Origin of the sequence: Mediterraneibacter sp. NSJ-151 (genome assembly GCF_022487435.1) — a bacterium.
GTDB classification, from domain to species: Bacteria; Bacillota; Clostridia; order Lachnospirales; family Lachnospiraceae; genus Schaedlerella; species Schaedlerella hominis.
In genome coordinates this window covers 75,821-90,497 of the sequence record NZ_JAKVPP010000015.1, presented here as the reverse complement: position 1 = coordinate 90,497, position 14,677 = coordinate 75,821, and the positions used below count along the sequence as shown (strand labels likewise).

Genomic DNA, 14,677 nt, shown 5'->3' with positions numbered 1-14,677 from the left:
AGAGGATGACGAAGCTTTTGTGCTCCATCATCCTCTTCTTTATGCATTCTGACCCAGCAAAAAATCGATAAATTGCTGTGCTGTTCTTCCGGATAATCCGCCGTGAGCAAGCTCCCACTTATTTGCTTCAAGCAACAGCTCTTCTTCCGGCATCTGAATCTGATTTGCTTTTGCCAGCTCTTTTACAATCTGCTGGAACTCTTTCTTTGTCGGTGCTCCATAATAAATTGTCACTCCGAATCTTGCTACTAAAGATAATTTTTCCTGAACCGTGTCATTTGTATGCATATCTTCATCACGATCCTGTTTATCCTTAAACGTTTCTCTGATTAAATGACGACGGTTTGATGTCGCATAAATCAGCACGTTGTTTGGCTTTTTCTCTAATCCACCTTCAATAACGGCTTTCAAATATTTATATTCAATCTCAAATTCTTCAAATGAGAGATCATCCATGTAAATAATAAATTTATAATTGCGGTTTTTAATCTGTGCGATTATGTCATTCAAATCTTTAAACTGATGCTTGTAAACTTCAATGATACGCAATCCCTGGTCGTAATACTGATTTAAAATTGCTTTGATAGAAGATGATTTTCCAGTTCCTGCATCTCCATACAACAGACAGTTATTTGCTTTTCTTCCTTCTACAAATGCTTTTGTATTATCGATCAATTTCTTTTTTGCAATTTCATAACCTACAAGGTCATCCAAATGTACATGTGCAATATTGGTGATTGGAACAATCTCTGCGTTTTCTCCTTCCAGATGCTCAATACGGAAAGCCTTATGAAGTCCTAATTTTCCGACTCCGAATTCTTTGTAAAATTGTGTCAGGCGTTTTCCAAACAACTCAACTGATTCTGCCTCTCCTAATGATTTACTCAAGTTACAGATTCTGTCACGAATACGTTTATTAAATACTTTGCTTCCTTCATTTACATTGGTATAATTCAATAAAACAGCAAAGCTTTCTGCATCCAGCTCTTTCATTAATGGTTCAAAATCATAATCAAACAATTCCTTGAACACTTTAAAATCATGCATGGCAATTTGATTGATGCTGCCTTCTACAGGTCCTACAATTTCACAGGAGGTGCTATAGGCGTTCTCATCATTTGATAAAAGAAATGTCAGGTATGTATGCCATAGGTTTCCTTCAAATCCATGACTGACCGAAATTTCTAACAGTTCGTTAATGCACTCGAACAATAAACTTCTCAAGTCTTCTCTATTATAGTATTCATTGTTATAGTTCTCCATCAAAAATGTCATGTCTTGAAGAATCTCTCCATATTCCATGTTTTTGTACAGCATCAATTCATTTGTATGCATTGTAATTCCTTCTTTCTATTAAATAATTGCCATCACATTCAAGTTTCTTATTTCTTAATAATTTTCCAAATACATTCTACTTTTTGTTTTTAGTAATTTCCTAATATATTCAGATTTCTTGTTTCTTCGCGAAGCCCACGAAGCGCATTCTTCACTGCCGGCTGTTCCATATTTCCCTCAAAATCTACAAAGAAACGATATTCCCAGTTTCTTCCTTCGATTGGTCTGGACTCAATCTTTGTCATATTCAGATCATTATAAATGAAATGAGACAGGATACGATAGAGTGAACCGCTCTCATGAGGCAGCTCAAAACTTATACTGATCTTATTCGCATCTTTCAAATATACTTTCTGGTTGGTTACAATTACGAAACGGGTTGAATTATTTTTTTCATCATTGATATTGTCTGCCAGTATTTCCAATCCTTGTAATTTAGCCGCATAAGCACTGCATACCGCTGCCTGTTCTTTGTTCTGTTCTGCTGCTACTTTTGCCGCTGCAACTGCAGTGTTCACAACACTGATACGCTGCCAGTCAGCATGCTCATCAAGAAAATGTGTTGTCTGCATGAGTGCTTCTGCCTTAGAGTAAACACATTTTACTTCCTCTAATTTCGTTCCGGGAATGCCTGCCAATGTATGTGTGATTGGAATGATCGTCTCTGCAACAATATAATTCTCGAACTCATCAAGGAGATCGTACATCTCATTCACTGCCCCTGCAGATGAATTTTCAATCGGAAGTACAGCATAATCTGCCGAACCTTCTTCAATAGCTTCCATTGCATCACGAAATGTATGCACATGAAAGCCATTACAGGACTCTCCAAAATAATTAAACATTGCAGCTTGTCCATAAGCTCCTTCTACGCCCTGAAATACAACTCTTGCTTTTTCTTTTTCTAAAGATTCAATAGCAATAAATGGAAGTCTTCCCAATGCTCCTGCCTCTACCAGTTTCTGATACTGAAGCTTACGGCTCATCGACATTAGCTGCGTATAAAGCTCCTGAATCCCCTTTTTATTAAACTCACCGTGTACTTTTGATGCCACATCAGCAAGCTTATTATTCTCTCTTTGTCTGTCCAGAACCTTCTTCCCACTCTGGATCTTATATTCACCAACTTCACCACATACTTTCATACGTTCTTCGAAAAGCCGGGCGATCTCATTATCTATTCCATCTAACTGTACTCGCAATTCTTCCAGTGTTGCCATAGTCTTTCTCCTTTCCATCTTTCGCGGCAATTTCCCAATAATCGACGCAAAATTGAACAGTAATCATGATATCATATTTTTTTTACAAAATCTATGTGAAAATGTGTTGAAAATAACCAGAATGTGTTATATTATTATTTAGAATATTTGATAGGAGGTAGCATTATGAACGTCATTGAATGTATCAAAAGCAGAAGAAGTATTCGAAAATACAAACCAAACGCGATTGACCATTCTATTATTGATTCTATTGTTTCCACAACTTCTTTTTCCCCTTCTTGGAAAAATACACAGATTACCCGTTTTATTGCAATTGAAGATCAATCCATTTTAAGCACAATAGCCAAATGCCATGTGCCTGATTATAATGCTAAGATTATAAATCAGATTCCTATGTTGATCGCCGTAAGCTACATAAAGGGACGCTGTGGATTCGAACGTGATGGTTCTTATTCTTCCAAAAAAGGAGATCGCTGGCAGATGTTTGATGCCGGAGTTGCCTGCCAGACATTTTGTCTTGCAGCAAAGGAACAGGGGTTAGGCACTGTTATTATGGGAATGTTTGATGAAGATGAGATAAGTAAACTCATTGAACTCCCAGAAGATCAGGAACTTGCTGCTCTCATTGCAATCGGTTATCCTGATATCGAACCGGAAGCACCAAAACGTAAGACTGTTGACGTTTTGCTTCAATATAAATAAGAAATATATGTCATTGAACATACTAGGAGGTATACAAATATGAGACATCTGATGAGTCCTTTAGACTTCTCTGTTGAAGAACTTGACACACTTCTTGATCTTGCACAGGATATCGAGAAGAATCCAAAGAAATACGCACATGCCTGTGACGGAAAAAAACTTGCAACTCTTTTCTATGAGCCAAGTACACGTACACGTCTTAGCCATGAAGCTGCAATGCTGAATCTTGGTGGAAATATTATGGGATTCTCTTCTGCTAATTCAAGCTCTGCTGCTAAAGGTGAAAGCGTATCTGACACAATTCGCACAATTTCATGCTATGCAGATATTTGTGCAATGCGTCATCCAAAAGAAGGTGCTCCTATGGTTGCATGCCAGCACTCTACAATTCCTGTGATCAATGCAGGTGATGGTGGACACGAGCATCCTACACAGACACTTACTGACCTTTTAACAATCCGTAATGTTAAGGGCCGTCTGGACAACATGACAATCGGTCTTTGCGGAGACTTGAAATTTGGTCGTACTGTACACTCTCTGATTCACGCTCTGGTTCGTTACCCTGGAATCAAATTTGTACTTATTTCACCAGAAGAATTACGACTTCCTGACTATGTTCGTCATGATGTACTTGACAAAATGAACATTCCTTATAAAGAAGTTGTCCGTCTGGAAGATGGTCTTCCTGAACTTGATATTTTATACATGACTCGTGTACAGAAAGAGCGTTTCTTCAACGAAGAAGATTATGTTCGTATGAAAGACTTCTATATTCTTGACAAAAAGAAAATGGAACTTGCTCCTGAAGATATGTACATTCTTCATCCACTTCCACGTGTTAACGAGATTTCTGTTGAAGTTGATGATGACCCACGTGCTGCATATTTCCGTCAGGTACAGTATGGTGTATATGTCCGTATGGCATTGATCCTTACACTGCTGGATATTCATGTAGACTAAGTTTAAAACACTTGAATTTTGGAAAGGAATAAAGATTATTATGCAAAATACATTATCAGTTGGAAAAATCTCAGAAGGATTTGTTCTGGATCATATCGAAGCTGGAAAGAGTATGGAAATTTACAAATACCTTCACCTTGATAAACTGGATTGCTGTGTTGCAATCATCAAAAATGCAAAAAGCAGTAAAATGGGAAGAAAAGATATCATGAAAATTGAATGCCCAATTGACTTCATTGATCTTGATATTTTAGGATTCATTGATCACAATATTACGATCAATATCATCCAGAACGAAGAAATCGTTGAGAAAAAACTTCTCAAACTTCCAAAAGAAATCAAAAATGTGATTCGTTGTAAAAACCCTCGTTGTATCACTTCTATCGAGCAGGGACTGGATCATATCTTCGTACTTACAGACGAAGAAAACCAGGTTTATCGTTGTAAATATTGCGAAGAGAAATATCATCGTAAAAACTAAAAAAAGGTCCTTCGGACCTTTTTTAGAATGTATGATAACTAAAAAGGCTTTCGCTTTACGAACATCCATCGTAAAGCGAAAGCCTTATTTTTTAACACTTTTCTGCAATTTCATAAATCAAGCGTTCTGTATCTTCCCATCCAAGACATGGATCTGTAATAGATTTACCATAAATCATATCCGGACATATCTTCTGATTTCCTTCTTCCAGATAACTTTCGATCATTACACCTTTTATCAGTTTTTTAAGCTCTGGATTATAGCTTCTGCTGTGAAGTACCTCACTTGTAATACGAATCTGTTCTTTAAACTTCTTGTTAGAATTTGAATGGTTCGCATCAATGATCGCTGCCGGATTTTTCAATTCCATTTTCTGGTACAATGAAAGCAGACGAACCAAATCTTCATAATGATAATTTGGATTGCATGTACCATACTTATCTACGCCACCGCGCAAAATCACATGGGCAAGATCATTACCATCTGTAGTCACATCCATACCTCGGTAAATAAATGAATGAGAATGCTGTGCCGCTATTACGGAATTCAACATAACAAGGAAGTCACCGCTTGTCGGATTCTTCATTCCGATTGGAATATTCATCCCACTCGCTGTAAGACGATGCTGCTGGTTCTCCACTGAACGAGCTCCAATTGCTTCATATGACAAAATATCATCCAGATAGCTTCTATTTTCAGGATAGAGCATCTCATCAGCCGCTGTCAGTCCTGTCTCTTCAATGGCACGGATATGCATCTTGCGAATCGCAATAATTCCGGCCAGTAAATCCGGTGCCTTATCTGGGTCTGGTTGATGAAGCATACCTTTATATCCTTCTCCGGTTGTTCTAGGTTTATTTGTATAAATTCTAGGAATGATCATAAGACGATCTGAAACTTTTTCATTCACTCTCGCAAGACGATTCACATACTCGCAGACTGCATCTTCATTATCTGCTGAACATGGTCCTACAATTACAATAAATTTATCGGACTTGCCTGTAAATATATCTCGAATCTCAGCATCTCTTTTTTCTTTAATCTTAATAATCTTGTCTGAAAGCGGATATTCTGCCTTCAAATCAGCCGGTAACGGAAGCTCCGCATTTATTCTCATTCCCATGTTGATATCTCCTTATGTTGTCTCACTGTGTTTTATGCCAATTGTTTCAATGTGTTAAGCAAGACGATGAGCCGGGTTATGTCGTTGAACAATCATCTATCTAGGCCTGTTGTCACCAACAGGCTCGAGCGACCTACCTAAAGCGTGACGGGCAGCCACATTGCTTTTATCCGGTCTTGCTTCGGATGGGGTTTACATGTGCCCTCTCTGTTACCAGCGAGGCGGTAGTCTCTTACACTGCCTTTCCACCCTTACATATGTGAATACATATGCGGTTTATTTCTGTTGCACTTTCCTTAGAGTCACCTCTACCGGACGTTATCCGGCATCCTGCCCTGTGAAGCCCGGACTTTCCTCGTCTGCAATCTTTCGATTCCCGCAGCCGCGATTGTCTGTCCTACTTAACACAGTTAAAAATTGTACCATGATTTTCCCTAAAAGTCCAGTCCTTCATCCACAATCAATGCATTCCCATCTGCTGCTGTTGTTGCAAGCTCATCACATCGTTCATTCTGTGGATGTCCATCGTGTCCTTTAACCCAATGAAATGTCACATCATGCCTTGCTTTCACTGCCATAAGGCGCTTCCACAAATCTACATTCTTAACTGGTTCATTTTTTCCTCGTTTCCAGTTCTTTTTGATCCACGAATCCACCCAATGCTGATTAAACGCATCTACAACATATTTAGAATCGGAATACACATCCACCTGACACGGACGATTTAACGCCTCTAATCCGGAAATTACAGCCATTAATTCCATTCTGTTATTTGTCGTCTTCTTATATCCTTGTGACAGCTCCTTTATATGCAGCTGTCCTTTTGTATCCACGTACTCCAGTACTGCACCATATCCTCCAGGTCCATCTGGATTTCCTCTTGCAGCACCATCTGTATATAGTTTTATATGCATCTGCTATATGTCTCCCTTTTCAGTTTTCACTACGCATTCATTGTCTCCAATGCCTGTACCAATTCCATTATAATATATTCCAGACTTTCTTTTGCTGATTTTTGTCCTTCATGAAGATTTACTATAATTGTTTTATTACGGATTCCGGCTGTTCCGCGATCCAATATTACTTTCTTCGTATATCGGATATTATATGCCCGGATTGCCTCTGGAATCCCCGGAAGTAAACGATCTGCCACTTCCATCAGTGCATCCGGCGCGCAATCTTTTTTCAAATATCCAACCGCACCTGTTGTAATAATCAGCTGTACTGCTTCTGAATCTGCCAGCTGCTTCATTACAGCTGCCACTACTGTTTTGTCTTCCGGAAGCACACCTTCTTTTACTTCAAAGCCGATCTGTTCTAGTGTTGTTTTCAATGCAGCACCTGTCTTGCTGCTTTTTTTCTGTTCATATGCTCTTGTATTTATTGTAAATACTGCTGCCTTCACTTCTTGTGTACCCCTTTCTATTTATATCCCCTGCGTTTGCCATAAAGACAGCTTATGTTTTTCTTTCTCAAAGCTGTCCTTTACTTTTTACTTTTTATTTTCTAATCTAATATCTTTCTTGCCAATGAATTTGCCTTTTCATAAACTTCTTCTGCCGGACAATCAAGATAAAATTCTCCATTCTGATATAATACTTTACCCGCAACCATTGTCATCTTGACATTCTGCTTGCTTCCTGCATATACAAGATTCTTCTCTGTATTCTGAATTGGCTGCATATTCGGCTGTTTGAGATCAATCATAATCAGATCTGCTTTTTTTCCTTCGCTCAAAGTATCACATTCATTAAGTCCCATAGCATGTGCTCCATTTACCGTAGCCATCTTCAAAACTTCCATTGCCGGTACTGCTTCCGGATCATCACACACGACCTTCTGAAGCCCTGTCACAAGAAACATCTCTCTAAACATATCAAGACAATTATTACTTGCAGGTCCGTCTGTTCCTATAGCAACCGGGATTCCTTCTTTCAGATAACGATTAATCGGTGCGATACCACTTGCCAGTTTCAAGTTTGACGCCGGGTTTGTTACTACATACATACCACGTTTTTTCAAAATATCATAATCTGCTTCATCCAAATGCACACCATGGAATATGGTTCCTCCATAATTAAACAGTCCCAGTGAATCCATATAGGCAACCGGTGTCATACCACTGTGGGCACGACAACCCTCTACTTCTTTTCTTGTCTCCGAACAATGTACACTGACCGGTGCCTGATATTTATGTGCAAGCTGGGCAATATCCTCCATCAGCTCTTTCTTTGTTGTATACTCTGCATGGAAGCCAAGACGATGGCTGATCATGCGTGATGGATCTTCATTCAAACGAATATAATCTTTTTCCATGCGCTCTGCTGTTCCGCCAAAATCATTTGTACTATCACAGAATGTATAGCGGAATCCACAATCTCTGGCTGAACGTGCTCCGTCATCTACAAAGAAATACATATCATATGCTGCAGTGATTCCGCTTGTCAGATATTCCATGATTCCTAACTTCGTAAACCAGTATACAGCTTCTCCATCCAGCTTTGCTTCATTTGGAAATACCTGTTTATTCAGCCACTCATCTAATTTCATATCATCAGCATAAGAACGTAAAAATGTCATTGCTGTATGTGTATGTGCATTTTTAAATCCTGGCATGATTAAATTGCCCTTTGCATCAATCTCTTTATCCCAAACGATATCCGTTTCTTTTCCTTTTGGTCCTGCATAAACAATGGTATCCCCCTCAATCCACACTTCCCCAAAAAATGCAGGCTTTCCTTCTTCCATTGTTAAAATTCTTGCATTATATATTCTTGTATTCATCTTCCATCCTCGTCTTTTTCATAATATTTGTCAGTAGTCTCTCAAATTCTTTACCTTTGCAATATCTCATTTTTTATCACTTACGCAGTTATTTTTATTATACTCTTAAATAATAATACAAACAAGACCTCCATTGCTGTCATTTACAATCTTTTGCATCGTATCCTGCAGCTTCACCTGGCTTTCTTCATTAATTTTTACAAGCTTACTCTGAATCCCGTCTATCACTAATTCTTCTACGGATTTTCCGAAAATATTTGTTGCCCAGACACCTTCTTCTGTCTGGCTTTCTGCTTTAATATATTGTACCAGATCTTCCGCCTGTTTTTCACTCCCAACAATCGGAGCAATCTCAGTTGCAATATTTGCCCTGATCATATGAATAGAAGGTGCCTCTGAATGGATTTTCACACCAAATTTATTTCCCTGCTTTATGATTGTTGGTTCATCCAACACGATTTCGTCTCGTTTTGGACTGACAACTCCATAACCTTTTCGTTTCACATCCGCAAATGCATCTTTTATCTGAACATATTCTTCTTTCATTGCGGATAAAGATTTTAAAACAGATATCAATTCATATTCTCCCTGGATAGATGTACCCGTCAGTTCACTCAATACTTGATAATAATATTGCATGTCAAACTCTAACTGAACACAAACCTTCCCTGTATCCATCTCGATCTTATCCACCCGAACTTTCTCTATGTAGGGACTGTCTGTTTTTTCTTCTATTAATCCGGCACTTCTGATATCCACAAGTTCATCTAAAATTTTTTTCACTACTTTCAAAAGATCTTGTTTGATTACATGCTCCCTCGACAACATTTCTACCCATTTGGGAATAAAAAATTCAACCTCCGATATTGGAAATTCATATAAAAGCTGTTGAATCATCTGATTAATATCTTCCATTTTTAATTGTTCGCAGTTCACAGTCATCACGGTTGTCTTATACTTTTTCTCAAGCTCCTGCTTCAAACCCTGTGCTTCCTCAGAATATGGTTTTTTACAATTTAGTACAATTAAAAATGGTTTTCCTATACTTTTCAATTCTTGTATCGTCTGTTCTTCTGCTGCCACATAATTTTGTCTTGGAATTTCTCCGATACTTCCATCTGTTGTGACAACCAGACCTATCGTTGAATGATCGCGTATCACTTTCTGTGTCCCTATTGCTGCTGCTTTTGTAAACGGAATTTCTGTATCAAACCATGGTGTCTTCACCTGTCGTTCAACATCATGTTCAATATGTCCGATTGCTCCATCTACCATAAATCCAACACAATCAATCAGTCTTACTTTTATATTTACATCTTCTCCCAGCTTTAATTGTGCCGCATCTTTTGGAATAAATTTCGGTTCTGTTGTCATAATCATTGTACCGGATGCCGATTGTGGAAGTTCATCCTGCGTTCTCTTCCTGTCATGCTCATCTGTTATATTAGGAAGCACCAGCAAATCCATAAATCTTTTGATAAATGTCGACTTGCCTGTCCGAACCGGTCCTACTACTCCGATATAAATCTCCCCGTTAGTTCTTGTCTGCATATCTTTGTATAACTGAAATGAATCCATAAAAATACCCCCTTGTTCTGCTGATACCAATGTATGCAGACCAAGAGGGGTTTATACGTTTGTTTTCTTTTAATCCAAACTCAATATTCTATTATACTTCATCCGGCCATGGCAGTGATGCATGTTCGTTTTTAGATTCTCTGAGCATCAACTCATTTACTGCATCACGCGCTTTCTTACCTTCAAACAAAATCTGATTGACCGCTGTTACGATTGGCATAGATACATCATATTTTTCAGCAAGCCTTGCTGCTGCTTTTGCAGAATAAACGCCTTCTACTACCATTTGAACTTCATCCATTGCCTCTTGCATGGATTTTCCCTGCCCCATAAGATATCCGGCTTTACGGTTACGGCTGTGTACACTTGCACAGGTTACAATTAAATCTCCAATTCCTGTAAGCCCTGTAAATGTTTCCAGTTTTCCCCCCATCTTCATACCAAGTCTTGCAATCTCTGCGATACCACGTGTGATAAGTGCGGCTTTTGTATTGTCTCCATAACCCAGTCCGTCAGCCATGCCAGCTGCCAGTGCAATTACATTCTTAAGTGAACCGCCAAGCTCGATTCCCAAAATATCCGGGCTGATATAAACACGAAATACCGGACTGATAAAAGCCTTCTGAAGATATTCTGCTGTCTTCTTTGTCTTTGCTCCAATCACGCATGTCGTTGGTAATTTTCTTCCAACTTCCTCTGCATGACTTGGTCCTGAAAGCACTGCCACATCTGCCTGAGGAATCTCTTCCTCTATCTGTTGAGACAATGTCTTCAATGTACTCTCTTCAATACCTTTTGCAACATCTACGATTTTCTGCCCCTCTGCAACATACGGGCACATCTTCTTTGCCGTTGCTCTTGTAAATGGAGATGGTACTGCCAATACAAGAAAATCTTTTCCTTTAATTGCTTCCTGAAGATTTCCTGTGATCACCATCTTATCGGACAACTTCACTCCCGGCAATTTTTTAGCATGTTCACGCTGCTCATTCAACATCTTCACCTCTTCCGGATCGATCGACCAGATTGTCACCTGATGCCCATTGTCATCCAAAAGTACCGATAATGCTGTACCCCAGCTTCCTGCTCCGATTACTCCTACGTTTGCCACATCAAACACCCCTTTCTCTTATTTTTTTGAACCGAATCTATTTTCTGTTCCAGCTATCAGACGTTTGATATTTTCTTTATGTCTAAACCATGCAAGCACCATAATGACACACGCAAGCACATAAGTCTCAATACGATAATTTAAGCTCATTCCAAGACCGCCCATCTCTCCGTAAAGAATGATTTCCATAAAAAATGTCGTTGCCGCCAATAGAGAGCCTAGCGACACATAGCGTGTTAAAATTGATGCGATTAAAAAACATGCCAGTGGAATCGGTACCAAAACCGGATGCGTTGCAACTACCAGTCCTGCCAGTACAGCAATTCCTTTTCCACCTTTAAACTTCAAATAAAATGGGAAATTATGACCCAGGGTTGCACCTACCCCTGCGTACATTGCCAGCATCGGTGCATACGCTGTGTCACGGTAAATATATCGCGTAAGACATATCGCTAATACGCATTTCAGCACATCTCCTGCAAATGTACACAAACCGGCTTTCCATCCCATTACACGAACTGCATTTGTTGAGCCGGCGTTTCCGCTGCCCTGCTGTCTGATATCAATATGATGCAGTTTTCCAACAATATAACCTGTCTGAAACAAGCCAAAAATATATCCAATTACTAAACAGATGATACGTTCCATCTTCTACTGATCCTTTTCCTTTCTCTCTCTGATAAAGAACTTTAATGAAGTTCCTCTGAATCCAAAAGCTTCTCGAATCTTGTTTTCCAAATATCTTGTATATGAAAAATGCATCAGCTGCTTATCATTTACAAAAATTACAAATGATGGTGGTTTAACCGCTACCTGCGTAATATAGTAAAGTTTCAGACGTTTTCCCTTATCTGAAGGTGGCTGCTGCATAGCAACTGCCTCTGTCATGATCTCATTCAAAACTCCTGTCGCAACGCGGAGGGTCTGATTCTCAATAACCATATCGATCATATCATATAATTTATTCAAACGCTGTCCTGTCATAGCAGATACATACATAATTTCTGCGTATGGCATGTATGACAATACCTGACGGATCTTATTCTCATATTCACGCATTGTCTTGTCATTTTTCTCAATGGCATCCCATTTATTCACCACAATGATGACACCCTTGCCTCGTTCATGTGCAATTCCGGCAATCTTTGCATCCTGCTCTGTTACACCTTCTGTTGCATCGATCACCATCAAGACCACATCTGCACGCTCCACTGCTGTTACTGTACGGATAATACTGTAACGCTCCAGTTCTTCTTTTATCTTATTCTTACGGCGAAGTCCCGCTGTATCAATAAAAACATATTCCTTGTCATTATGCTTGATTGCTGTGTCAATGGCATCTCTTGTCGTACCTGCAATATTAGATACAATCACGCGGTTCTCTCCCAACAATTTATTAATGATCGAAGATTTTCCTACGTTTGGTTTCCCTACGATGGCGATACGAGGACGTTCATCTTCCTCTTCTTCTCCTGCACCTTCCGGGAAATGTGAAATCACAACATCGAGCATATCTCCCAATCCAAGTCTGGATGCAGCCGAGATTGGAATTGGATCTCCGATTCCAAGATTATAGAACTCGTACACATCTGCCATGTATTTATCAAAATTATCTACTTTATTTACAACAAGTACGATTGGTTTTCCGGAACGACGAAGCATATCTGCAACCTTTGAATCCGAATCCTGAAGTCCTTGTTTTACATCTGTAATAAATACAATCACATCTGCTGTATCAATGGCAATCTGCGCCTGTTCTCTCATCTGTGATAAAATGACATCTCTGCTGTCCGGCTCAATACCGCCTGTATCGATCATTGTAAATTCTTTATCCAACCAGGAAACATCCGCATAAATACGGTCTCTTGTTACTCCCGGTGTATCTTTGACGATGGAGATCATCTCCCCCGCCAGTACGTTAAATAATGTAGACTTTCCTACGTTAGGTCTTCCTACAATTGCTACCACTGGTTTACTCATCTTTGTATCTACCTTTCTTATATTCTCTATTTATCAGTTACTTTTTTATGTGTTTATTTTTCCAATATTGCATCAAGCAAATCTTGTCCGCTTGATTTTACAATATTCAACTTTACTTGTAAAGTTTTCTCTACATCATCTGTCGTATAATCATCCAAAAATACATCCTCATCTATACGCAGCATATTGCATGGGATCAATAATCGTTCTCCCTGCATCTGTACTTTCATCTGGCTCATCAAATCCTGTCCGGTAATCAGTCCGGACACCGTGATTAATTCACCAAAGAAATCATTTCTGATTGGGACAACATTTACATGAACATTCGGGAACTTGTCCTTCATCGCCTGTACAAGACGCAACAGATACGGATAAGCCAGACGCCCCGTTGCCATAGACATCACACGTTCTTTGTCATCCCCTTTTTCTTTCTCCAGTGCTTCCATGAACTCATCATGGAGCAGTCGAAGCATTCCAACTCCATTCTCAAGCTGAAGATATCCGTCATATTGTTCTTCATCCGGAAGCTCCCGCTCTGCAAGAATATACCATTCATCACTGGCGTGGATAAAATGAATTCCATATTCCGGATAAACCTTCTCTCTCCATTTATAAATAATATCCAACACCTGATTCGCATCTTCCTTTGTAAATGGTTCGAGTGGCTCAAGTCCATCACGGTATTTGCTAAGTCCTACCGGAACGACAGAAACACTTCTTAAAAATGGCAGGTATTTTGTCAGGTCGCGAATACTTCTCTCCAACTCTTCTCCGTCATTAAAGCCCTTACACAGTACAATCTGACCATTCATCTCAATGCCTGCCTGATATAAAATATCAACCTTCTTTAAAGCATCTCCTGCAAAACGATTGTGCAGCATCCTGCATCTAAGTTCCGGGTTGGTCGTCTGAAAGGAAATATTGATTGGCTCCAGATGGTACTTCACAATTCTTTGCATATCATGCTCGCTCATATTTGTAAGTGTCACATAATTTCCCTGCAAAAATGAGAGTCTGGAATCATCATCTTTAAAATAAAGTGTCTCTCTCATTCCCGGAGGCATCTGATCGATAAAGCAGAAAATGCATTTATTATGACAGGAACGATATTCATCCATCAGTCCCTGTTCAAAATCCATTCCCAAATCTTCCAATTCTTCTTTTTTAATCTCTAATTCCCATTGTTCTCCATTTTCCTTCTCTATAAGCAGAACAACAAGCTCATCTTCCATGTAATAGCGATAATCAAAAATGTCTTCGATTTCATTTCCATTCATCGTCAACAATCTATCCCCTGGTTCGATTCCCATCTCTTCAGCAATACTGCCAGGGTGCACTGTGCTGATGACATGTTTATGTTTCATATAATTAAACCTCTTTCATATCGACATAATTTCCGCAAT

Annotated in this window: 14 protein-coding genes and 1 other RNA gene; 3 read left to right on the top strand and 12 right to left on the bottom strand. The window is 39.2% G+C overall.

Annotated elements, in window-relative coordinates:
- Positions 1-39: 39 nt before the first annotated feature.
- Both LQE94_RS13795 and pheA read right to left on the bottom strand, forming a co-directional pair.
- On the bottom strand, positions 40-1,335 hold the full coding sequence (locus LQE94_RS13795; protein ID WP_118723829.1) for an ATP-binding protein: 1,296 nt from the start codon (positions 1,333-1,335) through the stop codon (positions 40-42).
- A gap of 89 nt (positions 1,336-1,424) precedes the next feature.
- Positions 1,425-2,555 (bottom strand): prephenate dehydratase, encoded by a 1,131-nt coding sequence (gene pheA, locus LQE94_RS13790; RefSeq protein ID WP_022075737.1) that lies wholly within the window; start codon positions 2,553-2,555, stop codon positions 1,425-1,427.
- A 165-nt stretch (positions 2,556-2,720) separates the two neighbouring features.
- Here pheA and LQE94_RS13785 point away from each other — a divergent pair, with 165 nt between their 5' ends.
- Genes LQE94_RS13785 through LQE94_RS13775 form a run of 3 tightly spaced genes read left to right on the top strand, consistent with a single transcriptional unit; the run spans position 2,721 to position 4,698 of the window.
- Positions 2,721-3,257 (top strand): nitroreductase family protein, encoded by a 537-nt coding sequence (locus LQE94_RS13785; protein ID WP_118723830.1) that lies wholly within the window; start codon positions 2,721-2,723, stop codon positions 3,255-3,257.
- A 39-nt stretch (positions 3,258-3,296) separates the two neighbouring features.
- Positions 3,297-4,217 (top strand): aspartate carbamoyltransferase, encoded by a 921-nt coding sequence (gene pyrB / locus LQE94_RS13780; protein WP_117989676.1) that lies wholly within the window; start codon positions 3,297-3,299, stop codon positions 4,215-4,217.
- Between the two features lie 37 nt (positions 4,218-4,254).
- On the top strand, positions 4,255-4,698 hold the full coding sequence (locus LQE94_RS13775; RefSeq protein WP_186865648.1) for an aspartate carbamoyltransferase regulatory subunit: 444 nt from the start codon (positions 4,255-4,257) through the stop codon (positions 4,696-4,698).
- A 91-nt stretch (positions 4,699-4,789) separates the two neighbouring features.
- Here the strand turns inward: LQE94_RS13775 and LQE94_RS13770 are convergent, their stop codons facing one another.
- The 10 genes from LQE94_RS13770 to LQE94_RS13725 all read right to left on the bottom strand — a co-directional run bounded on the left by LQE94_RS13770 (position 4,790) and on the right by LQE94_RS13725 (position 14,638).
- Entirely contained in the window at positions 4,790-5,821 is a 1,032-nt protein-coding gene (locus LQE94_RS13770; protein ID WP_022075741.1) for a 3-deoxy-7-phosphoheptulonate synthase, read from the bottom strand.
- A 51-nt stretch (positions 5,822-5,872) separates the two neighbouring features.
- An RNA gene (rnpB, locus tag LQE94_RS13765) (RNase P RNA component class A) lies at positions 5,873-6,225 on the bottom strand.
- 30 nt (positions 6,226-6,255) lie between these two features.
- Entirely contained in the window at positions 6,256-6,735 is a 480-nt protein-coding gene (gene rnhA / locus LQE94_RS13760; protein ID WP_022075742.1) for a ribonuclease HI, read from the bottom strand.
- Between the two features lie 29 nt (positions 6,736-6,764).
- Positions 6,765-7,226, bottom strand: a complete 462-nt coding sequence (locus tag LQE94_RS13755; protein ID WP_022075743.1) for a MogA/MoaB family molybdenum cofactor biosynthesis protein — start codon at positions 7,224-7,226, stop codon at positions 6,765-6,767.
- A 101-nt stretch (positions 7,227-7,327) separates the two neighbouring features.
- Positions 7,328-8,605 carry an amidohydrolase gene (locus LQE94_RS13750; protein ID WP_240577949.1) on the bottom strand — a complete coding sequence of 426 codons (1,278 nt, stop codon included), beginning with the start codon at positions 8,603-8,605 and terminating at the stop codon, positions 7,328-7,330.
- Between the two features lie 105 nt (positions 8,606-8,710).
- Positions 8,711-10,183, bottom strand: coding sequence for a stage IV sporulation protein A (gene spoIVA / locus LQE94_RS13745; RefSeq protein WP_240577948.1), 1,473 nt, complete (start codon positions 10,181-10,183; stop codon positions 8,711-8,713).
- 91 nt (positions 10,184-10,274) lie between these two features.
- On the bottom strand, positions 10,275-11,294 hold the full coding sequence (locus tag LQE94_RS13740; protein WP_240577947.1) for an NAD(P)H-dependent glycerol-3-phosphate dehydrogenase: 1,020 nt from the start codon (positions 11,292-11,294) through the stop codon (positions 10,275-10,277).
- An 18-nt stretch (positions 11,295-11,312) separates the two neighbouring features.
- Positions 11,313-11,942, bottom strand: a complete 630-nt coding sequence (gene plsY / locus LQE94_RS13735) for a glycerol-3-phosphate 1-O-acyltransferase PlsY (RefSeq protein ID WP_022075747.1) — start codon at positions 11,940-11,942, stop codon at positions 11,313-11,315.
- Positions 11,943-11,945: 3 nt separating this feature from the next.
- A complete protein-coding gene (der, locus tag LQE94_RS13730) occupies positions 11,946-13,274 on the bottom strand; it encodes a ribosome biogenesis GTPase Der (RefSeq protein ID WP_117989668.1) in 1,329 nt (442 codons plus the stop codon).
- A 53-nt stretch (positions 13,275-13,327) separates the two neighbouring features.
- Complete coding sequence (locus LQE94_RS13725) at positions 13,328-14,638, bottom strand: DUF512 domain-containing protein (protein WP_240577946.1); 1,311 nt, start codon at positions 14,636-14,638, stop codon at positions 13,328-13,330.
- Between the last annotated feature and the right edge of the window lie 39 nt (positions 14,639-14,677).